A 23493-nucleotide genomic window follows, 5' to 3' on the forward strand; every position below is an offset into this window, starting at 1 on the left:
CGGCGACGGCGGGTCAGCCCGCGAGGAAGCTCAGCCTGACCTGCCGGACGGCGTTGTCGACGTTCGTGTCGACCAGGCAGATGGACTGCCAGGTGCCCAGCTGCGCGCGGCCGCCGATCACCGGGACGGTCACCGACGGCGCGACGAGCGCGGGCAGCACGTGGTCGCGGCCGTGCCCGGCGCTGCCGTGCCGGTGTCGCCAGCGGTCGTCACGCGGCAGCAGGTCGTCCAGGGCCGCGAGGAGGTCGTCGTCACTGCCGGCGCCGGTCTCGAGGATGGCGAGTCCCGCGGTGGCGTGCGGCACGAAGACGCTGAGCAGCCCGTCGCCCTCGTCGTGCAGGAAGCGGTCGCACTCGGTGGTGAGGTCGTGCACCTCGGCCCGGCCACCGGTCCTGACCTCGATCGTCTCGCTGCGCATGCAGTGATGCTGCCCAGGGCGACCGGACGCGCAACCGTGCTCAGCGGGTGAGGACCGCCGCGACCTCCGGGATGGCCGCGACGTAGCCGTCGACCAGCCGCCGGGCGACCGACACGCTGTCGACGAGCGGGTGCAGCGCGAAGGCGGTCACCGCCTCGGCCCGGCTGCCGGTGAGCGCCGCGGTGATGACGTGCCGCTCGACCGCCTTCACCTGCGCCAGCAGGCCGAGCTGGTGCAGCGTCGGCGGTGCGAGGGGGAGGGGGTGCACGCCGGTGCCGTCGACCGCGGTCGGGACCTCGACGACCGCGTCGGCGGGCAGCCCGGCGACGGTCGTCCCGTTGCGCACGTTCAGGATCATCGTGGCCGGCTCCCCGCGGCCGATCGCGGCCATCACGGCGAGCGCGACGCCGGCGTAACCCTCGTCGGCCGGCGCGGCGGGCGCGTCCCGATCGGCCTTGGCCTCGGCCATGTAGGTCGCGCTGCGGTGATCGACCGTCTGCCGCCACAGCGCGGCGACCCCGGGGCCGGCCTCGGCCACCACCCGGGCGTAGAAGTCACGCTGCGACCGGGCGAGGTAGTCACCGCGGGTCTCGGGCGCGGCGACGATCGCGGCCACCGCCTCGCGGTGGTCGTAGTAGTAGTGCAGGTACTCGTTGGGGACGGCCCCGAGGCTGCGGATCCAGTCGGCACCGAAGAGCCGCGCCTCCTCGGTGCGGCCGAGCAGGTCGTCGTCGGCGAGCAGGCGCGGCAGCATGTCGTCCCCGTCGTGGCGCAGCCCGCGCAGCCAACCCAGGTGGTTGAGCCCGACGTAGTCCGGCTCCACCCGGGTGGGGTCCAGGCCGAGCAGCTCGGCCACGCGACGGGCGAGGCCGGACGGCGTGTCGCAGATGCCGAGGACGCGGTCGCCGAGCACCGACTGCATGGCCTCGGTGACGATGCCGGCGGGATTGGTGAAGTTCATGACGTAGGCGTCCGGCGCCAGCCGCGCCACCGCACGGGCGACCCGCATCATCACCGGCACGGTCCGGATGGCGAACGCGAGGCCGCCCGCGCCCGTCGTCTCCTGGCCGAGGACGCCGAGGTCGAGGGCGACGTGCTCGTCGCAGCGTCGGCCGTCCAGCCCGCCGACCCGCACCGCCGCGAAGACGAAGTCGCTGCCGGCCACGGCCGCGTCGAGGTCGGTCGTCGCCTCGACCGCCGGGGCATGCGGGTCGTCGGCACCGAGCTCGGCCAGGATGCGCACCATCGCGTCCAGCCGGGCGGTGTCCACGTCGTGCAACGCGACGGTGTCGACGCGCGGCGAGGCGTGCTCGCCGAGCAGCGCCCGGTACACGGTCGGCGTGCGGAACCCGCCGCCGCCGACGATGCACAGCTTCACCGAGCAGCACCTCCTCGCGCCACGTCCGCGGCGACGACGCTACCGAGGCCGCCATCGCGGGCGGTGGCGTGGGACAGTAGGGGTCGTGCAGATCGCGCTGCTCGGCCCGCTCGCGGCCCGCGACGACACGGGCGCCGTGATCGACGTGGCCGGCGCCCGGCTGCGCACGCTGCTGGCGCGGCTCGCCGTCGACGCCGATCGGCCGGTCGCGGTCTCCACCCTCGTCCACGCCGTCTGGGGCGACGATCCCCCCGCGGAGGCGACCAACGCGCTGCAGACCCTGGTGTCGCGGCTGCGCCGGGCCCTCGGCGGCATCGCCCCGGTCACGCAGTCGCCGTCGGGCTACCGGCTCGCCGCCGATCCGGGCGACACCGACGCCGGCCGCTTCCGCTCGCTCGCCGCCGACGGGGCGGCGGCCCTGCGTCAGGGCCGGGCCGCCGACGCGCTGGTGCTGCTCGACGACGCGCTCGCGCTGTGGCGGGGGCTCGCGCTCGCCGACACGCGGGACCTCGCCGACGACCTCGCGGCCCGTGCCGGCGAGCTCGACGACCTGCGTCTCACCGCCTCGCTCGACCGGGTCGAGGCGCAGCTGCTCGTCGACCCGTCCCGTGTCGACGCCGGCGAGCTGGAACGGGCGGTCGCCGACCACCCGCTGCACGAGCGCCTGGCGGCGACGCTGATCCGGGCGCTCGCCGCGGCCGGGCGCACGCCCGAGGCGCTGCAGGCCTACGAGGCGCTGCGGGGCCGGCTGGCCGACGAGCTCGGCGTCGACCCGTCGGCCGAGCTGCGCGAGCTCCACCTGACCCTGCTGCGCGGCGACACGGTCACCGCCGACCCCGCCGGTCCGGACGGCGACCGGGGCGCGGCGGCGCCGCGGCGGACCAACCTCAAGGCGCAGCTGACGAGCTTCGTCGGTCGTGACGACGAGGTCGCGCGCATCGCGAAGTCGCTCGAGGCGAACCGGCTCGTCACCCTGGTCGGGCCGGGCGGCGCGGGCAAGACGCGGCTGGCGGCCGAGGCCGCCGACCGCATCCTCGACACCGCGGCCGACGGCGTCTGGCTCGTCGAGCTCGCGGCGGTCACCTCGGGCGCCGACGTGCCGCAGGCCGTCCTCGCGTCGGTCGGCCTGCGTGACATCCACGTGCTCGACCGCCGGGCCGCGGCGAATGCGCGGGACGCCATGACGCGGCTGCGGGACGGGTTCGCCCAACGCAGCGCGATCCTGCTGCTCGACAACTGCGAGCACGTCATCGACGCCGGTGCCCGGCTGGCCGAGCAGCTGCTCGGCGAGTGCCCGGGACTGCGGGTGCTCGCCACCAGCCGCGAACCGCTCGGCATCACCGGCGAGACGCTGCTGGCGGTGCCGCCGCTGGCGTTGCCGGCCGCCGGCGCGACCGCCGTCGACGCCCTCGGGTTCCCTGCCGTACGGCTGTTCGTCGACCGTGCGACCGCGGTGCGTCCCGACTTCGTGCTGCGCGACGAGGACGTCCCCGACGTCGTCGAGATCGTGTCGCGGCTCGACGGCCTGCCCCTGGCCATCGAGCTCGCCGCCGCCCGCGTGCGCACGATGCCGTTGCCCGACGTCGCGGCGCGGCTGTCCGACCGCTTCCGCCTGCTCACGGGCGGCAGCCGCACGGCGATGCCCCGCCACCGCACGCTGCGCGCCGTCGTCGAGTGGAGCTGGGGGCTGCTGGACGACGTGGAGCGCGGTGTCGTGGAACGGCTCGCCGTGTTCCCCGCCGGCATCACCGCGGCGAGCGCCGAGGCCGTCTGCGCCGACCTGCTCGATCCCGCCGACGTCCCGGACTGTCTGGCGTCGCTGATCGACAAGTCGCTGCTGCAGCCGGTCGGCGAGGGACGACGCGTGCGGATGCTCGAGACGATCCGCGAGTACGGCGCCGATCGGCTCGCCGAGCGTGGCGAGCTGGGCGCCGCCCGCGACCGCCACGCGACGCACTTCGCCGCGGTCCTGGCCGAGGCCGAGCCCTACCTGACGACGGCCGGGCAGCTGCCCTGGTTCGATCTGCTGCGGGCCGAGCGCGAGAACATCGTGGCCGCGCTGCGGTTCCGGTGCGAGACCGGTGATGCCGACGCCGCGTTGCGGATCGCGGTCCCGCTGTCGACGTCGGCGATGCTGCTCGGCGAGCACGCCGAGATCAGCGTGTGGACCGCGGACGCGCTGGACGTGCCCGGGGCCACGGACGAGGGTCTGCGGCTCATCGCGCGGTCGCTGCTCGCGCTGCACTCGACGACGAGTGGCCGGATCGAGGACGTCGCACAGCTCTCGACCATGGTGGAGGAGCTGCGCGACTCGGAGGTCGACTTCGAGTCGGTGATGGTGCTGCTGCGGCCGGCGATGGCCTTCCTCGTCGGTGACGTCGAGCTCAGCAGACGCTGGCTGGAACAGAACCTCGAGGGCGGCGACGAGTGGACCCGCGCGGCCACGCGCATGTTCCTCGCGAACTTCCACGAGAACAGCGGCGATCTGGTGGGCATGCGCCGCGAGACCGAGGCCGCGCTGGTGCTGTTCCGCGAACTCGGCGAGCGCTGGGGATTGGGCAATGCATTGCGCGGCCTTGCGCAATTGTTGACCTTCGACGGTGACCTCGCCGGCGCGCGAGCCGCGTACGAGGAGGCGCTGGCCCTCATGCGGGAGATGAGGTCGACGGAGGACGAGGTGGTCCTCTACCAGCGCCTCGCCGACCTCGCGCTGCGGCAGGACGACGTCGACGCGGCCGTGCGCTACGTCGAGGCGGCCCATCGCAGCGCGGCGCTGGACCGCTCCCCGCTCGAGTCGGCGTTGACGACGGCGATGCGCGGCGAGATCGAGTGGCGGATGGGGCAGCACGCCGCCGGTCGGGCGCTGGCCGACGAGGCGCTGGTCGCACTGCACAACCTTCCGGTGCTCGCCCCCTCCCTGGGGCACATCCACGCCTTCGTCCTCACCACCGCGGCCCGGATCGAGTTCGAGAGCGGGGAGGTGGAGCTCGCGCGGGCGCACCTGCGCACAGCGCTCACGACTGCCCTCGGCACGCGGGACCACCCCGTCGTCGCGATGGTCGGCGTGCTGCTGGCCGACGTCCTCCGCTCCGACGGCGATGCCCGGTTCGCCGCCGAGCTCCTCGGCGCGTGTAGCCGGTTGCGCGGCGCCGAGGACCTCGACGCGTTCGACGTCGCCGCGGCGCGGCATCGGCTCGTCGCCGCGCTCGACGACACCGACTTCGGCCGCGCGTACGACGAAGGGCGAGCGCTGGACGGTGTCGCAGCGCTCGCCCTGGTCGGGCAGGGTCAGGACCGCTTGCGGTAGGCGCGCAGCGCGAGCGGGACGAACACGACGAGCAGGCCGGCCATCCACGCGAACGTGATGAGCAGGTTGGTGGCGACCGGGCCGCCGATCATGAGCCCGCGCATGGAGTCCACCAGCCGGGTGATCGGGTTGACGTGGTTCCAGGCCTGCAGCCAGCCGGGCATCGTCGACGGGTCGGTGAAGACGCTGCTGCCGAACGACAGCGGGAAGATCAGCAGGAACATGACGCCCTGCACGCTGCCGGCCGTCCGCGCCTTGAGCCCGATCCACACCGAGATCCAGCAGAAGCAGAGCGCGAAGGCGATCGCGAGCGCCGCCGCGGCCACGAGCGCGAGCGGGTTCGCGTCGATGCGGAATCCGATCGCGTACCCGAAGCCGAGCGTGACGACGCACAGGATCAGGTAGCGGACGAAGTCGGCGAGCACCGCCCCGACGAGCGGCGCCGAGCGGGCGATGGGCAGGGCCCGGAACCGGTCGAAGATGCCCTTCTCGATGTCGGTGTTGAGGTTCTGCCCCAGCGCGATGCTGCCCAGGGCGATGCCCTGTCCCAGCAGCCCGGGGAGCAGGTACTGCAGGTAGCCGTGGCGGTCGCCGCCGCCGATCGCACCGCCGAACACGTAGACGAACAGCAGGATGAAGATGATCGGCTGGATCGAGACGTCGATCAGCTGCTCCGGCGTGCGGACGGTCTTGATCAGGTTTCGCTTGGCGAGCACCAGCGCGTGGCGCAGGGTGCGCAGCGGCGGTGCGGACGTGTTCTCGCGGCTCGGGACGGTCGGCGTGCTGCCGGCCGGCTTGCTCAGGGTGGCCGTCATGCCGCCTCCTCGGTGTCGTCGGTGGGGTCGCCGGCCGGGGAGCCGGTGAGGGTGAAGAAAACCTCGTCGAGGCTGGGCAGGTGCAGGGACAGCTCGGTCACGGTGATCCCGGCGTCGTGCAGCCGGGCGACGGCCTGCGGCAGCGCGTCGTCGCTGGTCACCGGGACGCTCAGCGTGTCCCGGCCGTGGGGTTCGGCGTCGACGCCGGCGATGTCGCGCAGGAGCACGCCGACCTCCGCGAGCCGCTCCGGCTCGGCGGGGCGGACGGTCAACCGCTGGCCGCCCACGACGCGCTTGAGCCCGATCGGGGTGTCGTGGGCGATGACCTGGCCGTGGTCGATGACGGTGATCTGGTCGGCCAGGGCGTCGGCCTCGTCGAGGTACTGCGTGGTGAGCAGGACGGTCGAGCCGTCGGCCACCAGGTCGCGCACGACGTCCCACATCGCCTCGCGCTTGGACGGGTCGAGCCCCGTCGTCGGCTCGTCGAGGAAGATGACGGCCGGGCGGCCGACGAGGGACGCGGCGAGGTCGAGGCGGCGCCGCATGCCGCCGGAGTAGGTCTTGGCGATGCGGTCGGCGGCGTCGGCGAGGTCGAACCATTCGAGCAGCTCGCGGGCCCGTGCCGTGGCCGCCGCGGAGCGCAGGTCGAGCAGCTGCCCGATCATGCGCAGGTTCTGCAGGCCGGTGAGGTCGTCGTCGACGGAGGCGAACTGGCCGGTCAGCCCGACCGACTCCCGCACCCGCTGCGGCTCGGTGGCGACGTCGAAGCCGGCCACGCGGGCCGACCCGGCGTCGGGCTGCAGCAGCGTCGCGAGGATGCGGACGGCGGTGGTCTTGCCGGCCCCGTTCGGGCCGAGGACGCTCAGCACGCTGCCCTCGGGCGCGGCGAGGTCGACGCCGGCGAGGGCCTGGGTGGCATTGTTCCCCTTGCCGAAGCGCTTGGTGAGCCCCTCGGCTTCGATGGCGTAGTTGGTCATGGGAGCACCGTGCCCCCCGTCGCTGGCACGGCGCGGTCACGCCGCTGACACGGGACGGCCCCGGCTGACAGCGGCGGCGTCGGCGGCCGTCGCTACCCTCGGCACATGCCTCGCCCCGATGCGCGCGCCCACGACCAACTGCGCCCGGTCACCATCACCCGCAACTGGCAGAAGTACGCGGAGGGCTCGGCGCTGGTCCAGTTCGGCGACACCTCGGTGCTGTGCTCGGCGTCGGTGCAGCAGGGCGTTCCGCGCTGGCGCAAGGGCAGTGGGCTGGGCTGGGTCACGGCCGAGTACTCCATGCTGCCGCGGGCCACCCTCACCCGGAACGACCGCGAGTCGGTCAAGGGCAAGATCGGCGGCCGCACCCACGAGATCTCGCGGCTGATCGGCCGTTCGCTGCGGGCGGCGATCGACCTCGCCGCCCTCGGCGAGAACTCGATCTCCCTCGACTGCGACGTGCTGCAGGCCGACGGCGGCACCCGCACCGCGGCGATCACCGGCGCCTACGTGGCCCTGGCCGACGCGGTGTCCTGGCTCGACGCCAAGGGCGCGCTGGCGCGTCCGAAGCCGCTGATCAACTCGATCTCGGCGGTGTCGGTCGGCGTGATCGACGGCGAGCCCCGTCTCGACCTCATGTACGAGGAGGACGTCCGCGCCGAGACCGACATGAACGTCGTCGTCACCGGCACGGGGGAGTTCGTCGAGGTGCAGGGGACGGCCGAGGGCGTGCCGTTCCGCCGCGACGAGCTCGACGCGCTGCTCGACCTCGCCGTCGCCGGCTGCGCGCAGCTGACGACCCTGCAGCGCGACGCGCTGGGCGCATGAGCGCCGGCCGCACCCGCATCCTGCTGGCGAGCCGGAACGCCAAGAAGCTCGCCGAGATGCGCCGCATCGTCGAGCCGACGCTGCCCGACGTCCAGGTGATCGGGCTGGACGACGTCGAGGCGTACGACGAGGTCCCCGAGAGCGGTGCGACGTTCGCCGACAACGCCCTGCTCAAGGCCCGCGAGGGGCACCGGCACACCGGGTTGCCGACCGTGGCCGACGACTCCGGGCTCACCGTGGCGGCACTCAACGACATGCCCGGCGTGCTGTCGGCCCGCTGGGCCGGTGGCCACGGCGACGACGAGGCCAACCTGCAGCTCGTGCTCTCGCAGCTGCGCGACGTGCCCGACGAGCGCCTCGCGGCCGCCTTCGTCAGCGCGGTCGCCTACGTGAGCAGCGAGGGCGAGATCGTGACCGAGGGCCGCATGCCGGGACGCCTCGTGCGCGAGAAGCGCGGCGCGAACGGGTTCGGCTACGACCCGATCTTCGTCCCCGAGGGCGACGACCTGACCAGCGCCGAGCTCGACAGCGACGCCAAGGACGCCATCAGCCACCGCGGCCAGGCGCTGCGCGCGCTCGTCGACCGCCTCGTCGCCGCGCGCTGAGAGCCCCGGAACGACGAGAGCGGCCACGAGGAGATCTCGTGGCCGCTCGGCCGTGCGCCGTCAGGGACTCGAACCCCGAACCCGCTGGTTAAGAGCCAGCTGCTCTGCCAATTGAGCTAACGGCGCGGATCATGCGACCGGCCCACCGAGGTGGGCCGACGCGTCGACTCTAGCACGCACCGCCGTGCCGCCCGCGGGGTCGGGCGGGTCCTGCGGACGGGTTCAGCGCACCCGAGCGGAGGCGGTGCGCGTCCGCCGGACGAAGCTGCGCAGCGGCCGGTGCGAGGCGCGGCGACGGGTGGTCGTGGTGGCGAACGCCTGGGCGTAGGCGAGCTTGTTGGTGGAGGCCGAGAACGGACGGGCCTGGGGGGAGGTCATGATGGGCTTCCTGCTGGGTCGGGGCGGGCTGACACCACTACTATCGGCCACCGCGAAGTGAAAGAAAATTGCAATCTGATCAACTTGGGTTGAAGCTGTACTTCATGGAGCTCGATCCCCGGCGGCTGGTCGTGTTGCGGGCCGTCGACCGCTACGGCGGCGTCGTCGGCGCCGCGGCCGCGCTACGGGTGTCGCCGTCGGCGATCTCGCAGCAGCTCGCGATGCTGGAACGCGAGACGGGGTTCGTGCTGATCGACCGGTCGCGCCGTGGCGGCCAGCGCTCGGTGGAGTTCACCACGGCGGGCCGGCGGCTCGTCGGCCACGCCGACGCGCTGGTGCAGGTCCTCGACGACGCCGAGGCCGACCTCGGCACGCTCGCCGCCACCATCAGCGGCCGGGTCACCCTCGCCGCGTTCGTGACGGTCCTTCGGGCGTTCGCCGGCGCTGCCATCGTCACCGTCGCCCAGGACCACCCCGGCATCGACCTGTCGGTGCACCAGCTCGACGACTCCACCGCCGCCGAGGACCTCCTCGCCGGACGCACCGACCTCGCGTTGGTGGAGGACGACGCCCAGCGTCGCCGCTCGGTGCCCCGCGGCCTGCACTACGAACCGCTCTACGACGACCCGTTCCGCGTCGTCGTCCCGATCGACTGGCCCGAGTTCGACGACCTCGCGAGCATCGCCGAGCGGCCGTGGATCGACGGCTCGCCGGGTAGCGCGGTCGGCCAGGCCATGCGCCGGGTCCGCCACACCAGCGCGCTGCGGCTGCCGGCAGCGCACCTGTGCCAGGACTTCACCGCGGGGCTCGTGCTCGTCTCCGCCGGCTTCGCGGCCGCGCTCGTCCCCGTGCTGGCGCTGTGGGGCGCCGACCGGGAGCGGATGCGCGACGTGGCGCTGCCCGGCCTCGGCTCGCGGCGCATCGGCGTGCTGTACCGCCGCTCGCGCAACGAGCCCACCCCCGCGGTGCGCACCGTGCTGGACGAGCTGCGCGCCGCCGCGGCGCACTCCGCAGCGAGCTGACCTGCCCGCTCGTCGACGACGGCCACCGTGGTGAGGCCACGGGAAAGGCCTGGCCCCGACGGATCGGGGCCAGGCCTCCTGGGGCGAGCGACGGGACTCGAACCCGCGACATCCGCGACCACAACGCGGCGCTCTACCAGCTGAGCTACGCCCGCCATGCCGACGGACGTGCCGCCGAGCCCGCTCAGTCTACCCGGCCGCCCGCGGCGCCGTTGTCCAGCCCGGCGACCGAGTCCGCGGCGGCCCGGGCCTCCTCCAGCGTGGGGCCGGGCGGTTCGACGAAGAGCGTCCGCCGGTAGTAGCGCAGCTCGTCGATGCTCTCGCGGACGTCGTCGAGGGCGCGGTGCGTAAGGGCCTTGCGCGGCTGCGACTGGTAGACCCGCGGGTACCACCGCTTCGCGAGCTCCTTGACCGAGGAGACGTCGACCATCCGGTAGTGCAGGTGGCCGTCGAGCGCCGGCATGTCCCGGGCGAGGAAGCCTCGGTCGGTCGCGATCGAGTTGCCGCAGAGCGGGGCCGTGCGGGCCTCCGGCACGAGGCCGCGCACGTAGTCGAGGACGCGCTGCTCGGCGTCGGCGAGTGTGACGGTGGACGCGCGCACCGCCTCGGTCAGCCCCGACGAGGCGTGCATGTCGCGCACGACCGGCAGCATCGCGTCCAGCAGCGCGTCGTCGGCGTGCACGATCACGTCGATGCCGTCGTCCAGCGGGTGCAGCTCGCCGTCGGTCACGATCGCCGCGACCTCGATCAGCGCATCGTGGCCGAGATCGAGTCCGGTCATCTCACAGTCGACCCAGACGAGCAGGTCCGCGCGTTCCGTCACGCCCAGAGGCTATACGGGCGGCCGGCGGCGTTGGCTAGCGTGAGACCCGGCCACCCAACCCCGGTGCCGAGGACCAGGAGGACGGTCATGGCCGAACTGCTCGACCAGGACGCCATCGACGACGCGTTGACGGCACGCGCGGGCTGGAGCGGTGACCCCGCGCGCCTCACCCGCTCCATCGAGTTCGCCGACTTCCTGACCGCGGTCGAGTTCGTCGGCCGGCTCGCGCCGCGCTGCGAGGACCTCGACCACCACCCGGACCTCGACCTGCGCTGGCGTCGTGTCGACGTCTCGCTGACGACCCACAGTGCCGGCGGTGTGACGGCGAAGGACGTCGAGCTCGCCGGCGTCGTGGACGAGGTGGCCGCCGGGTTGCCGCTCGCGGGCGGCTGACCGGCCCTGCCGCGTCAGGGTTTGCTGCGCCAGGCGCCCATGCCGAGCACGATGATGCGCAGCTGCCGCTCCGCGTGGTCCAGGATCGACGTCGCGTCCTCGGGGTGCCGCTCGTCGCTCTCCAGCAGCCGCACGACGGTTCCCAGCATCGTGGTGACCATCAGGTCGGCCACCATCTCGAGGTCCTCGGTCGACCAGTCGTAACCGACCGTCAGCCGGGCGAGGTCGATCGTGAGATCGCTGGTGAACAGTCGTAGCTCGGTCGCGATCGCGCGTCGCACGCCGGCGACACCGCCGTAGCGCTCGCGGGTGAGGAAGCGGAACTGCTCCGGATGATCGGCCACCTGGCGAGCCAGGATCGCGACGGTGTCGGCGATGATGTCGCCGTGCGTGACCCGCCCCTTACGGGCGTCGCGCAGCAGTTGCCGCAACGGGCGCATGGACTCGTCGACGAGGTCGACCCCGAGCTCGTCGACGGAGGCGAAGTGGCGGTAGAACGCGGTGGGCACGATGCCTGCCTCGCGGGCCACCTCGCGCAGGCTGATGCTGGCGAGGCTGCGTTCGGTGATGAGCCGCAGTGTGACGTCGAGCAACCTGCGCCGGGTGAGCTCCTTGCGCTCTGCCCGCGATCTGGTGTCGGTCACGGCCCGAGATTACGCGGCGTGTCGTGGGGCCGGTGTTCCGTCGCGCGACCGACCGCGGCCCGGCGGGCCAGGGGGCGTCGTGGGCGCCGTCACGTCGACCCGCATTGACACCTGTCGACACCCTCGTTTCACTGGTCAGTGAACGGATGTGCACTCAAATGTGACCGCCACCGACCGAGGGAGACGTGATGTCGCTGCAGAGCCCCCGACGCCGCTCGCTGCCCGGCCTGCCGGGAGCCGGCGCGCTGTCGGCCCGAGCGCTCGGCGTCCTCGAGGCACTCGCGACGCCGCACGGCCTGGACCGTTACCTGGAGCTCGTCAACCCGATGCTGACCGTGCGCGAGCTGCGCGCGGTCGTCACCGACGTCCGGCACGGCTCGCACGACACCACGACGGTGACGCTGCGGCCGACCCGTCAGTGGCAGGGCTTCCGCGCGGGACAGTTCGTGCAGCTCTCGGTCGACATCGACGGCGTGCGCCGCACCCGCTGCTACTCCCCGGCCAACTCGCAGTACCGCGCCGACGGGCAGCTCGAGCTGACCGTCAAGGCGCATCCGTACGGACTGGTGTCGAATTACCTCTACGCCCACGCCGAGCCGGGCATGGTGCTCGGGCTGTCGCAGGCCGGCGGCGGGTTCACGCTGCCCGACACGCGCCCGGAGCGCACGCTGCTGCTCAGCGGTGGCAGTGGCATCACGCCCGTCATGGCCATGCTGCGCACGCTGTGCGACGAGGGCCACCAGGGCGAGATCGTGTTCCTGCACTACGCCTTCACCGCGAAGCACGTGTCCTATCTGGCCGAGCTGCGCGACATCGAGGCCCGACACGACAACGTGCGGGTCGTCCTCGCCTACACCGAGCAGGAGGTCGGCGGTGACCTGCAGGGACTGTTCCACCAGCAACACCTCGCCGAGGTCGCGCCGTGGTACGCCGACGCGCAGACCTACCTCTGCGGCCCGCCCGGGCTGATGACCTCCATCCGTGCGCACTTCGTCGCGCGGGGCGTCGCCGACCGGTTGCACAGCGAGGACTTCGCGCCCACCGCCCCCGCCGTCGACACCGCGGGCGCGACCGGCGAGCTGACCTTCGCCCGCACCGGAACGACGGCGGCCAACAGCGGCAAGACCCTGCTCGAGCAGGCAGAGGACGCCGGGCTGTCGCCCGAGTACGGCTGCCGCATGGGCATCTGCTTCTCCTGCACGCAGGTGAAGCGCGCCGGCACGGTGCGCAACGTCAACACCGGTGACGTCGACAGCGACCCGGACTGCGAGGTGCAGCTGTGCATCAACGTCCCGGTCGGCGACGTCGACCTGGACCTCTGACCGCCTCACGCAACGTCTGGAGCGAGACCATGACCTCGAAGACGATCCCCCTGACCGACGAGCAGGTCGAGGAGCTCGGCCGCGAGCTCGATGCCCTGCGCAAGCGCGTGATCGACGACCTGGGCGCCGAGGATCGCGAGTACATCGACAACGTCGTGAAGGCGCAGCGCGGGCTCGAGGTCGGCGGCCGCGCCGCCCTGATGCTCAGCGCCCTGCCGCCGTTCTGGCTGCTCGGCACCGCTGCGCTCAGCCTGTCGAAGATCCTCGACAACATGGAGATCGGGCACAACGTCATGCACGGCCAGTACGACTGGATGCGTGACCCCGCGCTCAACTCGAAGATGTTCGAGTGGGACACCGCGTGCCCGTCCGACCAGTGGCGCCACTCGCACAACTACCTGCACCACACCTTCACCAACATCGTCGACAAGGATCGCGACATCGGTTACGGCGTCCTGCGCATGGACGAGTCGCAGAAGTGGAACCCGTACTACCTCGGCAATCCGGTGTACGCCTTCCTGCTGATGACGTTCTTCCAGTACGGCGTCGCGCTGCACGACCTCGAGGTCGACAACCTGGTGACCGGCAAGCGCAAGCTCGGTGACAACAAGAAGCTGTGGCGGGGCATCTGGCGCAAGGTCGGCAAGCAGTCGCTCAAGGACTACGTGCTGTTCCCGCTGCTGAGCGGTCCGCAGTTCGCCACCACGGCCTCGGCCAACGCGACGGCGAACCTCGTCCGCAACCTGTGGGCGTATTCGATCATCTTCTGCGGGCACTTCCCGTCCGGCGTCGCCACCTTCAGCGAGGAGGAGACCGAGAACGAGACCCGCGGCGAGTGGTACGTCCGGCAGATGATGGGCTCGGCCAACATCACCGGCGGGCGGCTGTTCCACATCCTCTCGGGCAACCTCAGCCACCAGATCGAGCACCATCTCTTCCCGGACCTCCCGGCCCGGCGGTACCCGCAGATCGCCGGCGAGGTGCAGGCCCTGTTCGCGAAGTACGGTCTGGACTACAACACCGGCCCGCTGCACAGGCAGCTCGGCTCCACCTGGGCGAAGATCTTCCGACTGGCACTGCCGTTGCGCACCGAGGCCGGGGACGACGTGGAGGTGGCGGCGACGGCCGCGGCGGTGACGGAGCGGGTGCCCGCATGACCGGTGTCCGGTGCGACGACGTCGTCCCGGGCACGTCACCGAGAACGCCGGCACGACCGAGCGAGGAGACCGACGAGAGCGCCATGGTGGGCAGGTTCGAGATTCAGAAGGACACGGTCCAGGTGATCGCCGAGTCCGCGGCCACGCACGTCGGCCGGATCGCCACGATCATCAGCGGCGCCGTCCGCGACGTCACGCACGAGTTCGGGGACTGGGCCTCGGACGTGTTCGAGATGCGCGAGGCCGCCGGCAAGGCCGACGTCGCGCGCCGCGCCGAGGAGCAGTGACGTCGCATTCTTGACTGACTCCAGTTAGCGGAGCAAGGTGGTCGGGGTAGGTGTCGAGAAGAGGCACGCAGTCCCGAAGCCGAACCCGAGCCGAGGAGTCAGCCGCATGACGACGGCACCCGAGAAGTACACCACCACCAATTCCGGCGCACCGGTCGAAAGCGACGAGCACTCGCTGACGCAGGGCGACGCCGGCGGCATCCTGCTGCACGATCACTACCTGATCGAGAAGATGGCGCAGTTCAACCGCGAGCGCGTCCCGGAGCGGGTCGTGCACGCCAAGGGCGGCGGTGCGTTCGGCGAGTTCGAGGTCACCAACCCCGACATCGCGAATTACACCAAGGCCCACTTCCTGCAGCCGGGCCGCAAGACCGAGATGCTCGCCCGTTTCTCGACCGTGGCCGGCGAGCAGGGCTCGCCCGACACGTGGCGCGACCCTCGCGGGTTCGCGTTGAAGTTCTACACCGAGGAGGGCAACTACGACCTCGTCGGCAACAACACCCCGGTGTTCTTCGTCAAGGACCCGATGAAGTTCCAGGACTTCATCCGCTCCCAGAAGCGCCAGCCCGCGTCCGGTCTACGCGACAACAACATGCAGTGGGACTTCTGGACGCTCTCGCCCGAGTCGGCCCACCAGGTCACGTGGCTGATGGGTGACCGCGGGTTGCCGCGTTCGTGGCGGCACATGGACGGCTTCGGCAGCCACACCTACCAGTGGATCAACGCGCAGGGCGAGCGGTTCTGGGTCAAGTACCACTTCAAGACCGACCAGGGGGTCGAGTTCCTCTCGCAGGACAAGGGTGACGAGCTCGCCGGCTCCTCGCCCGACGACCACCGGCAGGACCTCTTCGGCTCGATCGAGAAGGGCGACTTCCCGTCCTGGACGCTGAAGGTGCAGATCATGCCCTTCGCCGACGCGGAGAACTACCGCTTCAACCCCTTCGACCTGACCAAGGTGTGGCCCAAGGGCGACTACCCGCTGATCGAGGTCGGCACGATGACGCTGAACCGCAACCCGCGCAACTTCTTCGCCGAGATCGAGCAGAGCTCGTTCGAGCCGTCGAACTTCGTGCCCGGCATCGACACCTCGCCGGACAAGATGCTGCTGGGCCGCATCTTCAGCTACGCCGACGCGCATCGCTACCGCATCGGCACGAACTACCAGCAGCTGCCGGTGAACGCGCCCAAGGCCGCGCGCTACCTCGGCACGTACAGCAAGGAAGGGTCGATGAACTACCGGTTCAACGACCCCGACCAGCCGGTGTACGCGCCGAACTCCTACGGCGGCCCGCACGCCGACACTGCGCAGCAGGACGGCCGCGGCTGGGAGGCCGGCGGCCCGATGGTCCGCGCCGCCTACGTCTCCCACGCCGAGGACGACGACTGGGGCCAGGCCGGCACGCTGGTGCGCGAGGTCATGGACGACGACGCTCGCGAACGGCTGGTGAGCAACGTGTCCGGTCATCTGCTCAACGGCGTCACCGAGCCGGTGCTCGTGCGGGCCTTCGAGTACTGGCGCAACGTCGACGCCGACCTCGGTAAGGAGATCGAGGAGTCGGTGCGCTCGCAGCAGTCCGACAGTGCCGAGAGCACGTCTCTCGGCGCCACGACACCCGGTGACGAGGCCGAGACGGTCAAGTAGCCGCGTCGTACGACCCGTCGCGCCCCGGTCCTGCTCGGACCGGGGCGCGCGTGCGTTTCGGACCGTGGGGCGCACGCCGCGTGCGGCGTGGTGCGATGGGCGCATGGTGGAGCACACCCCCGACGGTCGGTGGATCGTCGTGGCCGGCCGGCGGTGGCGGGCCACCGACCCCGACATCCCGGACGGGCGCCGCGACGAGCTGCAGCGGATCCTGATGGCCTGGCGTCGCGAGGTGAAGCGGGCCAAGGGCACCGCCGCCGAGCCCGACGCGCGGGCCGGCGTGCAGGCGGCGAAGCTCGCCCTGGGCGAGCGGGGGACGCCCTGGTGGGAGCAGACGGCGCAGGAGCGCCGGCGCCGCTGGGAGGCCGACGTCCGGCCGCCGGGGACGTGACCCTCGTCGTCGGTACCGGCCCGGGGGCTCGGCGCCCCCGGCAGGGATCGAACCTGCGACCAACCGCTTAGAAGGCGGCTGCTCTATCCGCTGAGCTACGAGGGCGGACGGATGGAGGTTACCCGGCGCGTCGGGGGCCGCCGCCGCGCGAAGGACCGCCGCGTGGCCGCTACCAGAGCGTGCCGACGAGTCGTGCCGTCGTCGTCCACAGCCCCGCCGGTCGTCCACAGTCGGGCCGCGGTGCTCGCCCCCGTCGGCGCGCGGAGGTTGGCTGGTCCTACGCCCGAACGGGCCGCCGGCACGACGTGAGCCGGCCACGACGAGACGGGGACGACGATGAACGAGACGACGATGACGGTGTGCGGCAACCTGGTGGACTCGCCCCGGCTGCGCCGGACGAAGAACGGCCATCTGGTCGCGAACTTCCGGGTGGCGTCGACCCAGCGGCGTTTCGACCGCGACAAGGGCGCGTGGGTCGACGGCGACACGCTGTTCGTGTCGGTCAGCGCGTGGCGGGCGCTGGGTGAGAACGTCGCGGCGTCGCTGCAGAAGGGGCAGCCGGTGGTCGTGCACGGGCGCTACTACCAGCGCGACTACCGCAAGGACGAGGCCGTGCGCACCGCGTACGAGCTCGAGGCCGTCGCGGTCGGCCCCGACCTCAGCCGGGGTGTCGCCAGCTTCGAGCGCGTCGTGCGCCCGGTGACCCCGCAGTTCGAGGTCGACGAGACCGGCGCGCCGGCCGACGACTCCCACGAGTACCTCGAGTTCGAGCACGAGGGCGGCGACGGGGACGGGGATTCGGCCGGCACGAGCGACGTGACGACCGACACCGGTCCGGTCACGGTCGATCCCGACACCGGCGAGGTGCGCGAGCTCGCCCCGGTCTGAGTCACGCCGGACCGGCGCGGCCGCGGAACGGTATGCGCGTGCCCGATCACCGGATCCGGACGTGGCGATGGTCACGATCGGCGTGCCGGGGTCGTGCACTCCGGTCCGGTGCCCGTCCTTGCGGAGCCCCCGAGTCGTCGGGGGCGGAGCGGGTCGGCTCAGCGAGCGGCCAGCGACGAACGCGGGTCCTGGTGTGGGGTGCGACACGAGACACCACGCACAGCGGTTTGAAACGGTCCGGTGCGTTGCTTACGTTCGTCCGAGCCGCACGGCGCCAGGAGCGCCGCTGCCGCACCGGGCAGGGACGGTGCGACCGGCACGGTCATCGAAACCGCGGTGACCACGGGGGCTCCCGCGATCCCGGAACCGAGAGAACAGCCGTCCGAGACGGCCAGGCCGCTGCGCGTCCATGCCGCGGCACCGGGGCGATCCATGTGCGGGCACGCGATGGTGCGTGCCCGTGGAGAGGCAATCGATGAAGTCACGTTCCACCGTGCCCACCGCGGCACCCGAGGCCGCGTCGTCCGACGCGGCCGGCACCGGCTCGACGTCCTCGGGCGTCCGCCGTACCGCGGTGGCCGTCGCCGCCAGCGTGGGCGCCGCCGCGGCGATCACCACCCTGGCGACGCCGGCGGAGGCGGCGAGCAAGTTCCACGTCTGGGACCGCGTCGCCCACTGCGAGAGCTCCAACAACTGGGACATCAACACCGGCAACGGGTTCTACGGCGGGTTGCAGTTCACCGACAACACCTGGGACGCCTACGGCGGCGAGAAGTACGCCGGCCGGGCCGACAACGCGAGCCGCATGGAGCAGATCCAGGTCGCTCGCCGCGTCCTGAAGGACCAGGGCCCCGACGCGTGGCCGGTCTGCAGCGGCAAGGCCGGGCTGACCCGCAAGAACGGGCACGCGACGTCGGCGAAGCTGCCGGACAACGCGTCCACCGGCGCCAGCTCGTCCACGCACCACAAGAAGTCCCACACGAAGGCGCACAAGGCCAAGCACCGCCACCACGCCGACCACCACGCGAAGTCGTCGTCGCACAAGGCCAAGCACGCCAAGCACGAGACCTACACCGTCCGCTCCGGCGACACGCTGGCCAAGATCGCCCGCGCGAAGCACGTCGACGGTGGTTGGAAGGCGCTGTACAAGGCGAACAAGGGCAAGCTGCACAACCCGAACCGGATCCACGTGGGCCAGGTCCTGCACCTGCCCAGCTGATCCCACCACGACGCGCGTTCGCTGAACCCCAGCGAGCGCGGCCCGCGAGCCGGCCCGGACCTTCGTGGTCCGGGCCGGTCTCGTTGTCCGCCCGCGGTGACCGGCGCGGGGCCGCGCGCCGGGCCAGTGACTAGGCTCGGTGCCGGTCGATTCGCTCGTCGGCCCGCCTCCCCGCACGCACGGCCGGCACGGCCAGCCCGAACGGAGTACTCGTGGCGCAGTTCATCTACACCATGCAGAAGGTGCGCAAGGCGCACGGTGACAAGGTCATCCTCGACGACGTCACGCTCGCCTTCCTGCCCGGCGCGAAGATCGGCGTCGTCGGGCCCAACGGCGCCGGCAAGTCCAGCGTCCTCAAGATCATGGCGGGGATGGACCAGGCGTCCAACGGCGAGGCGCGGCTCAGCGACGGCTTCACGGTCGGGTTGCTGCAGCAGGAGCCGCCGCTGGACGAGAACAAGACCGTCCGCGAGAACGTCGACGACGCGGTGGCCGACCTGCGCGCCACGCTGGCCCGCTTCGAGGAGGTGTCGGCCGCGATGGGCGAGCCCGACGCCGACTTCGACACGCTGCTCGCCGAGCAGGGCGAGCTCATGGAGAAGATCGATCACGCCGAGGGCTGGGAGCTCGACAGCCGCATCGAGCAGGCCATGGACGCGCTGCGCTGCCCGCCGGGCGACGCCTCGGTCACCCACCTGTCCGGGGGCGAGCGGCGTCGCGTGGCGCTGTGCAAGCTGCTGCTCGAACAGCCCGACCTGCTGCTGCTCGACGAGCCGACCAACCACCTCGACGCCGAGAGCGTGAACTGGCTCGAGCAGCACCTCGCCAAGTACCCCGGCGCCGTGCTCGCCGTCACCCACGACCGGTACTTCCTCGACAACGTGGCCGAGTGGATCCTCGAGCTCGACCGCGGCCGGGCCTACCCCTACGAGGGCAACTACTCGACCTACCTCGAGAAGAAGGCCGAGCGGCTGACCGTCCAGGGCAAGAAGGACCAGAAGCTCGAACGGCGGCTGCGCGAGGAGCTCGAGTGGGTCCGCCAGAACGCCAAGGGCCGGCAGACCAAGAGCAAGTCGCGGCTGCAGCGCTACGAGGAGATGGCGGCCGAGGCGGAGAAGACCCGCAAGCTCGACTTCGAGGAGATCCAGATCCCGCCGGGCCCGCGGCTGGGCAACGTGGTGATGGAGGCCAAGGGGCTCACCAAGGGCTTCGACGGCGAACAGCTGTGGAGCGACATCTCGTTCTCGTTGCCGCGCGGTGGCATCGTCGGCGTCATCGGGCCGAACGGGGTCGGCAAGACGACGCTGTTCAAGATGATGGTCGGCCAGGAGCAGCCCGACGCAGGCCAGCTCCAGCTCGGCGAGACGGTGCAGATCAGCTACGTCGACCAGAACCGTGGCGGCCTGGACCCGGAGAAGAACGTCTGGCAGGTCGTCTCCGACGGGCTCGACTACATCAACGTCGGTCACGTCGAGATGCCCTCGCGGGCCTACGTCTCCGCCTTCGGCTTCAAGGGACCGGACCAGCAGAAGCCGTCGCGGGTGCTCTCGGGCGGTGAGCGCAACCGGCTGAACCTCGCGCTCACGCTGAAGGAGGGCGGCAACGTGCTGATGCTCGACGAGCCGACCAACGACCTCGACGTCGAGACCCTCGGCTCGCTCGAGAACGCGCTGTTGAACTTCCCCGGCTGTGCGGTGATCACGTCGCACGACCGGTGGTTCCTCGACCGCATCGCGACGCACATCCTCGCCTGGGAGGGGACCGCCGACAACCCCGGCAACTGGTTCTGGTTCGAGGGCAACTTCGACTCGTACGAGAAGAACAAGGTGGAGCGGCTCGGCCCGGACGCGGCGCGGCCGCATGCGGTCACGCACCGCAAGCTGACCCGCGACTGAGGCGACGGACGCACCGATGGCGCGCTTCGTGCACGAGGTCAGCATGCGCTGGTCGGACATGGACGCCTACCGGCACATCAACAACACCGCGTACCTCGCCTACCTGGAGGACGCCCGGGTCGCGATGTTCTTCCACCGTCACGAGAGCTTCTCCAGCGGCACGGTCATCGCGCGCCACGAGATCGAGTACCGGCGCCCGATCGTCTACCACCCCGAGCCGCTGCGCCTCGAGCTCTGGGTCGACACGATCCGGGCGGCGTCGTTCGTCGTGCACTACGACGTCCTGGACGGTGGGGTGGCGGCTGCGCGCGCGTCCACGACCTGCGTGACGGTGGACTTCGACGGCGATCATCCGCGCCGGCTCACCGACGAGGAGCGCGACATCCTGCGCGGGTTCGCCGACGACGGCCGGTGACCCGCCGGTGCTGAGCGCGGACGACCGGCCGGCGCTCGCCGACATCGCGCCGGCCCTGCGCCGCGCGGTGTCGCTCGACCCGCGCAGCCTCGTCCGTCTCCGGCTCGGCGACGAGCGGGCGGTCGCGCTGGTGCGACTTCCCTTCGACGTGCTCGTCGCCCGTACCGTGCCGGCGCGGCGTCGGGACCCGATCGACGTCACCGTCGGGGTCGGTGCCGTCCTCGCCTGGCTCGACGACGAGACGGGCACGCCGCCCGCCCCGTGCGACGAGCAGTGGCACAGCGCGCGGCCGCCCGATCACGGCTGGCGACGCATCGAGACCGTCCCCGACCACGACCTCCGCCCGCTCGTGCAGGGCGGCGCGCGCACTCTGCGCGAGGCCGCCGAGCGCGAGGGTGTCCCCGGGGCTCAGCCGCGCGCCGAGGTCGCCGACGCGCTGCTGGACTCGGTGGTGCTGACCGTCAGCGACGGGGAGCGCAGCGCCGAGGTCACGCTGCGGGCGCTGTCCGCCCTCGTCCGGATGGCGTTCCTGCCCCGGGGCGGGCGGGTCCACGTCGACGTCGCCGGCCGCTGGGTGCGCGTCGTCGCCGAGTACGGCACGGTCTTCCTGGAGCGGGGCAGCCCGCTGGCGCTGGCGTGACCGGCGTCAGCGCACCCAGACGGCGGTGTCGGGCGGCAGCTCGCCGGTCACCGGCGCCGAGGCGTGCACGATCTCGCCCGTGGGCAGGGGCACCGGCACCCCGCCGGTGTTGAGCAGGACCGTCACGTCGCCGCGGCGGAACGACAGGCAGTCCTCCGGCGCATCGACCCACGCGAACTCGCCCGCGGTCAGGTCCGCCACCTCCCGGCGCAGCCGGACGGCGGTCCGGACGACGTGCAGCGTCGAGGCCGGGTCGCGCTCCTGCGCCGCCACGGCCACCGGGCCCCACCCGTCGGGCATGGGCAGCCAGGTTCGCTCGCCGCTGGTCCACCCGTAGGGCGCGACGTCGCCCGACCACGGCAGCGGGACGCGCTCGCCGTCGCGGCCGCGCTCGGTGTGGCCGCTGCGTTCCCAGGTCGGGTCCTGCAGTGCGTCGTCGGGGAGCTCCACGTTCTCCAGCCCGAGCTCGTCGCCGTTGTAGAGGAAGGCCGCGCCGGGCAGGGCGAGCTCCACGAGCATGGCGGCGCGGTGGCGGGCCACGCCCTGCGGGCCGCCCCCGTAGCGGGTGGCGGCGCGGTCGACGTCGTGGTTGGACAGCACCCAGGTGCAGGGCGCGCCGACGTCGGCCAGGCTCGCCAGCGACCGGTCGATCGCGTCGCGGAAGGACTTCGCGCCCCACTGGGCCTCGACGAGGGCGAAGTTGAAGGTGAGGTTCAGCTCGTCGGGTCGGACGTAGGCGGCGAGCCGGGCCGGGTCGGCCACCCACGCCTCGCCGACCGCCATCCGATCGCCGGGGTAGGAGTCGAGCACCCGGCGGAATAGCCGGTGGTAGTCGTGGACGCCGTCGCGGTCCCAGCGCAGGTCGGCCGCCGTGGGCATGTTGGTGCCGACGTCGGCGAGCACGTCCAGATCGAGGTCGGGCAGCCCGTCGGGCTTGGCCATCGAGTGCGCGACGTCGACGCGGAAGCCGTCGACGCCCCGGTCGAGCCAGAACCGCATGATGCGCTCGAACTCGGCGGGCACGGCGGGGTCGAGCCAGTTGACGTCGGGCTGCTCGGGGGCGAACAGGTGCAGGTACCAGTCGCCGTCGGGCAGCCGGTGCCACGCGGGGCCGCCGAAGACCGAGGGCCAGTTGTTCGGCGGCAGCTCACCGTCGGCGCCGCGGCCGGGGCGGATCACGAAGCGCGACCGCTCGGGGGCGTCCTTGCCGCCGGCCAGGACCGCCTGGAACCACGGGTGCTGGTCGGAGAAGTGGTTGGGCACGATGTCGACGGTGACCCGGATGCCGCGCTCGTGGGCGGCGGCCAGCATGGCGTCGAAGTCGGCCAGCGTCCCGAAGAGCGGGTCGACGTCGCACGGGTCGGCGATGTCGTAGCCGCCGTCGGCCATGGGGGAGCGGTAGAACGGCGAGAGCCAGATCGCGTCGATGCCCAGCTCGACGAGGTGGTCCAGACGCTCGCGGACGCCCACGAGATCGCCCGTGCCGTCGCCGTTGCCGTCGGCGAAGCTGCGCGGGTAGATCTGGTAGAAGACGGCGGACGCCCACCAGGGCGCGTCCCCGAAAGCGTTTTTGGCCATGGCGACGAGCCTAGTGGTCGGGGCCCGCGCTGTCGGGGGGGCCGACCCGGCCGCGCGGTGGACGGGCTAGTCGGACCGGTTCTGCAGCGAGTGCGCCGCCGAGGACAGGTAGTCCCACAGCACCTGCGCGTGGGCCGGCGCGAGGTCGAGCGAGTCGAGCGCGTCGTGCATGTGCGTCAGCCAGGCGTCGCGCTCGGCCGCCCCGATCGCGAACGGGACGTGCCGCATGCGCAGCCGCGGGTGACCGCGCAGCTGCGAGTACGTGCTCGGCCCGCCCCAGTACTGGATCAGGAACCCCCGCAGCCGCTCCTCGGCCGGGCCGAGGTCCTGCTCGGGGTAGAGCGGTCGCAGCACCGGATCCTGCGCCACACCCTCGTAGAACCGGGCCACGAGCCGTCGGAAGGTGTCCTCGCCACCGACCGCGGCGTAGAAGGTGTCCGCGCGACCCTCGCCCTCCGGTAAGCCCGTCAT

The 23493-nt window shown here is 72.2% G+C and carries 24 protein-coding genes and 3 tRNA genes; 15 read left to right on the forward strand and 12 right to left on the reverse strand.

The window, feature by feature from the left end; genetic code table 11:
- Positions 1–13: 13 nt before the first annotated feature.
- Both BUE29_RS15380 and BUE29_RS15385 read right to left on the reverse strand, forming a co-directional pair.
- Positions 14–418: a secondary thiamine-phosphate synthase enzyme YjbQ gene (locus tag BUE29_RS15380; RefSeq protein WP_073391327.1), complete on the reverse strand. Its 405-nt coding sequence runs from the start codon at positions 416–418 to the stop codon at positions 14–16.
- A 40-nt stretch (positions 419–458) separates the two neighbouring features.
- Positions 459–1796 carry a 6-phospho-beta-glucosidase gene (locus tag BUE29_RS15385; protein ID WP_143168204.1) on the reverse strand — a complete coding sequence of 446 codons (1338 nt, stop codon included), beginning with the start codon at positions 1794–1796 and terminating at the stop codon, positions 459–461.
- Positions 1797–1881: 85 nt separating this feature from the next.
- Here BUE29_RS15385 and BUE29_RS15390 point away from each other — a divergent pair, with 85 nt between their 5' ends.
- Positions 1882–5103: an AfsR/SARP family transcriptional regulator gene (locus tag BUE29_RS15390; RefSeq protein ID WP_073391328.1), complete on the forward strand. Its 3222-nt coding sequence runs from the start codon at positions 1882–1884 to the stop codon at positions 5101–5103.
- Here the strand turns inward: BUE29_RS15390 and BUE29_RS15395 are convergent.
- On the reverse strand, positions 5085–5918 hold the full coding sequence (locus tag BUE29_RS15395; protein WP_073391329.1) for an ABC transporter permease: 834 nt from the start codon (positions 5916–5918) through the stop codon (positions 5085–5087). The two genes, BUE29_RS15390 and BUE29_RS15395, sit on opposite strands and share 19 nt — an antisense overlap.
- Positions 5915–6895, reverse strand: coding sequence for an ATP-binding cassette domain-containing protein (locus BUE29_RS15400; RefSeq protein ID WP_073391330.1), 981 nt, complete (start codon positions 6893–6895; stop codon positions 5915–5917). Before BUE29_RS15400 ends, BUE29_RS15395 begins: the two co-directional genes overlap by 4 nt.
- A 105-nt stretch (positions 6896–7000) precedes the next feature.
- Between BUE29_RS15400 and rph the strand changes: the two genes are divergently transcribed.
- Both rph and rdgB read left to right on the forward strand, forming a co-directional pair.
- Positions 7001–7723, forward strand: coding sequence for a ribonuclease PH (gene rph, locus BUE29_RS15405; protein ID WP_073391331.1), 723 nt, complete (start codon positions 7001–7003; stop codon positions 7721–7723).
- Positions 7720–8328 carry an RdgB/HAM1 family non-canonical purine NTP pyrophosphatase gene (rdgB, locus tag BUE29_RS15410; RefSeq protein ID WP_073391332.1) on the forward strand — a complete coding sequence of 203 codons (609 nt, stop codon included), beginning with the start codon at positions 7720–7722 and terminating at the stop codon, positions 8326–8328. The genes rph and rdgB overlap by 4 nt, the downstream gene beginning before the upstream one ends.
- A gap of 53 nt (positions 8329–8381) precedes the next feature.
- Here rdgB and BUE29_RS15415 read toward each other — a convergent pair.
- Positions 8382–8454: transfer RNA gene (locus tag BUE29_RS15415), tRNA-Lys, on the reverse strand.
- 96 nt (positions 8455–8550) lie between these two features.
- Complete coding sequence (locus BUE29_RS22545; RefSeq protein ID WP_159440883.1) at positions 8551–8706, reverse strand: hypothetical protein; 156 nt, start codon at positions 8704–8706, stop codon at positions 8551–8553.
- Between the two features lie 104 nt (positions 8707–8810).
- On the opposite strand from BUE29_RS22545, the gene BUE29_RS15420 reads away from it, so the two are divergent.
- Positions 8811–9728, forward strand: a complete 918-nt coding sequence (locus BUE29_RS15420) for a LysR family transcriptional regulator (protein WP_073391556.1) — start codon at positions 8811–8813, stop codon at positions 9726–9728.
- Between the two features lie 79 nt (positions 9729–9807).
- Here BUE29_RS15420 and BUE29_RS15425 read toward each other — a convergent pair.
- Together BUE29_RS15425 and orn are read right to left on the reverse strand one after the other, a co-directional pair.
- Positions 9808–9883, reverse strand: a tRNA-His gene (locus BUE29_RS15425).
- Positions 9884–9912: 29 nt separating this feature from the next.
- Positions 9913–10551 (reverse strand): oligoribonuclease, encoded by a 639-nt coding sequence (gene orn, locus BUE29_RS15430; RefSeq protein ID WP_234971483.1) that lies wholly within the window; start codon positions 10549–10551, stop codon positions 9913–9915.
- 87 nt (positions 10552–10638) lie between these two features.
- On the opposite strand from orn, the gene BUE29_RS15435 reads away from it, so the two are divergent.
- Positions 10639–10944, forward strand: coding sequence for a 4a-hydroxytetrahydrobiopterin dehydratase (locus BUE29_RS15435; protein WP_073391333.1), 306 nt, complete (start codon positions 10639–10641; stop codon positions 10942–10944).
- Between the two features lie 14 nt (positions 10945–10958).
- Here BUE29_RS15435 and BUE29_RS15440 read toward each other — a convergent pair whose 3' ends face one another.
- Positions 10959–11588: a TetR family transcriptional regulator gene (locus tag BUE29_RS15440; RefSeq protein WP_073391334.1), complete on the reverse strand. Its 630-nt coding sequence runs from the start codon at positions 11586–11588 to the stop codon at positions 10959–10961.
- Positions 11589–11776: 188 nt separating this feature from the next.
- On the opposite strand from BUE29_RS15440, the gene BUE29_RS15445 reads away from it, so the two are divergent.
- The 5 genes from BUE29_RS15445 to BUE29_RS15465 all read left to right on the forward strand — a co-directional run bounded on the left by BUE29_RS15445 (position 11777) and on the right by BUE29_RS15465 (position 16387).
- Positions 11777–12910, forward strand: a complete 1134-nt coding sequence (locus BUE29_RS15445; protein WP_073391335.1) for a ferredoxin reductase — start codon at positions 11777–11779, stop codon at positions 12908–12910.
- Between the two features lie 29 nt (positions 12911–12939).
- Entirely contained in the window at positions 12940–14067 is a 1128-nt protein-coding gene (locus tag BUE29_RS15450) for a fatty acid desaturase family protein (protein WP_073391336.1), read from the forward strand.
- Between the two features lie 83 nt (positions 14068–14150).
- Complete coding sequence (locus BUE29_RS15455; RefSeq protein WP_073391558.1) at positions 14151–14354, forward strand: hypothetical protein; 204 nt, start codon at positions 14151–14153, stop codon at positions 14352–14354.
- 106 nt (positions 14355–14460) lie between these two features.
- Entirely contained in the window at positions 14461–15996 is a 1536-nt protein-coding gene (locus BUE29_RS15460; protein ID WP_073391337.1) for a catalase, read from the forward strand.
- A 103-nt stretch (positions 15997–16099) separates the two neighbouring features.
- On the forward strand, positions 16100–16387 hold the full coding sequence (locus tag BUE29_RS15465) for a hypothetical protein (RefSeq protein ID WP_073391338.1): 288 nt from the start codon (positions 16100–16102) through the stop codon (positions 16385–16387).
- A 32-nt stretch (positions 16388–16419) separates the two neighbouring features.
- Here BUE29_RS15465 and BUE29_RS15470 read toward each other — a convergent pair.
- Positions 16420–16492 (reverse strand) — tRNA-Arg (locus BUE29_RS15470).
- Between the two features lie 231 nt (positions 16493–16723).
- On the opposite strand from BUE29_RS15470, the gene ssb reads away from it, so the two are divergent.
- From ssb to BUE29_RS15495, 5 genes are all read left to right on the forward strand, one after another.
- Positions 16724–17275 (forward strand): single-stranded DNA-binding protein, encoded by a 552-nt coding sequence (gene ssb, locus BUE29_RS15475; RefSeq protein WP_073391339.1) that lies wholly within the window; start codon positions 16724–16726, stop codon positions 17273–17275.
- Positions 17276–17750: 475 nt separating this feature from the next.
- The gene (locus BUE29_RS23515) at positions 17751–18494 is read left to right on the forward strand and encodes a LysM peptidoglycan-binding domain-containing protein (protein ID WP_084181208.1); all 744 of its coding nucleotides are present in this window, start codon (positions 17751–17753) and stop codon (positions 18492–18494) included.
- Positions 18495–18706: 212 nt separating this feature from the next.
- A complete protein-coding gene (ettA, locus tag BUE29_RS15485; RefSeq protein WP_073391340.1) occupies positions 18707–20389 on the forward strand; it encodes an energy-dependent translational throttle protein EttA in 1683 nt (560 codons plus the stop codon).
- 16 nt (positions 20390–20405) lie between these two features.
- On the forward strand, positions 20406–20804 hold the full coding sequence (locus BUE29_RS15490) for an acyl-CoA thioesterase (protein WP_073391341.1): 399 nt from the start codon (positions 20406–20408) through the stop codon (positions 20802–20804).
- A 7-nt stretch (positions 20805–20811) separates the two neighbouring features.
- Entirely contained in the window at positions 20812–21444 is a 633-nt protein-coding gene (locus BUE29_RS15495) for a DUF8185 domain-containing protein (RefSeq protein ID WP_084181210.1), read from the forward strand.
- 6 nt (positions 21445–21450) lie between these two features.
- Here BUE29_RS15495 and BUE29_RS15500 read toward each other — a convergent pair whose 3' ends face one another.
- Positions 21451–23022: a glycoside hydrolase family 13 protein gene (locus BUE29_RS15500; protein ID WP_073391342.1), complete on the reverse strand. Its 1572-nt coding sequence runs from the start codon at positions 23020–23022 to the stop codon at positions 21451–21453.
- A gap of 66 nt (positions 23023–23088) precedes the next feature.
- The gene (locus tag BUE29_RS15505) at positions 23089–23493 is read right to left on the reverse strand and encodes a globin (RefSeq protein WP_073391343.1); all 405 of its coding nucleotides are present in this window, start codon (positions 23491–23493) and stop codon (positions 23089–23091) included.

The sequence above is a fragment of the Jatrophihabitans endophyticus genome (genome assembly GCF_900129455.1).
GTDB lineage: Bacteria > Actinomycetota > Actinomycetes > Mycobacteriales > Jatrophihabitantaceae > Jatrophihabitans > Jatrophihabitans endophyticus.

What these genes read in the sequence shown, in the direction of transcription:
- BUE29_RS15460 (WP_073391337.1), top strand. Translation starts at nt 14,461, where the DNA reads ATGACGACGGCACCCGAGAAGTACACCACCACCAATTCCGGCGCACCG.
- BUE29_RS15455 (WP_073391558.1), top strand. Translation starts at nt 14,151, where the DNA reads ATGGTGGGCAGGTTCGAGATTCAGAAGGACACGGTCCAGGTGATCGCC.
- BUE29_RS15445 (WP_073391335.1), top strand. Translation starts at nt 11,777, where the DNA reads ATGTCGCTGCAGAGCCCCCGACGCCGCTCGCTGCCCGGCCTGCCGGGA.
- BUE29_RS15380 (WP_073391327.1), bottom strand. Translation starts at nt 418, where the DNA reads ATGCGCAGCGAGACGATCGAGGTCAGGACCGGTGGCCGGGCCGAGGTG.
- rdgB (WP_073391332.1), top strand. Translation starts at nt 7,720, where the DNA reads ATGAGCGCCGGCCGCACCCGCATCCTGCTGGCGAGCCGGAACGCCAAG.
- BUE29_RS15465 (WP_073391338.1), top strand. Translation starts at nt 16,100, where the DNA reads ATGGTGGAGCACACCCCCGACGGTCGGTGGATCGTCGTGGCCGGCCGG.
- BUE29_RS15400 (WP_073391330.1), bottom strand. Translation starts at nt 6,895, where the DNA reads ATGACCAACTACGCCATCGAAGCCGAGGGGCTCACCAAGCGCTTCGGC.
- BUE29_RS23515 (WP_084181208.1), top strand. Translation starts at nt 17,751, where the DNA reads ATGAAGTCACGTTCCACCGTGCCCACCGCGGCACCCGAGGCCGCGTCG.
- BUE29_RS15395 (WP_073391329.1), bottom strand. Translation starts at nt 5,918, where the DNA reads ATGACGGCCACCCTGAGCAAGCCGGCCGGCAGCACGCCGACCGTCCCG.
- BUE29_RS15505 (WP_073391343.1), bottom strand. Translation starts at nt 23,493, where the DNA reads ATGACGGGCTTACCGGAGGGCGAGGGTCGCGCGGACACCTTCTACGCC.
- BUE29_RS15490 (WP_073391341.1), top strand. Translation starts at nt 20,406, where the DNA reads ATGGCGCGCTTCGTGCACGAGGTCAGCATGCGCTGGTCGGACATGGAC.
- BUE29_RS22545 (WP_159440883.1), bottom strand. Translation starts at nt 8,706, where the DNA reads ATGACCTCCCCCCAGGCCCGTCCGTTCTCGGCCTCCACCAACAAGCTC.
- rph (WP_073391331.1), top strand. Translation starts at nt 7,001, where the DNA reads ATGCCTCGCCCCGATGCGCGCGCCCACGACCAACTGCGCCCGGTCACC.
- BUE29_RS15435 (WP_073391333.1), top strand. Translation starts at nt 10,639, where the DNA reads ATGGCCGAACTGCTCGACCAGGACGCCATCGACGACGCGTTGACGGCA.
- BUE29_RS15500 (WP_073391342.1), bottom strand. Translation starts at nt 23,022, where the DNA reads ATGGCCAAAAACGCTTTCGGGGACGCGCCCTGGTGGGCGTCCGCCGTC.
- BUE29_RS15450 (WP_073391336.1), top strand. Translation starts at nt 12,940, where the DNA reads ATGACCTCGAAGACGATCCCCCTGACCGACGAGCAGGTCGAGGAGCTC.
- ssb (WP_073391339.1), top strand. Translation starts at nt 16,724, where the DNA reads ATGAACGAGACGACGATGACGGTGTGCGGCAACCTGGTGGACTCGCCC.
- BUE29_RS15420 (WP_073391556.1), top strand. Translation starts at nt 8,811, where the DNA reads ATGGAGCTCGATCCCCGGCGGCTGGTCGTGTTGCGGGCCGTCGACCGC.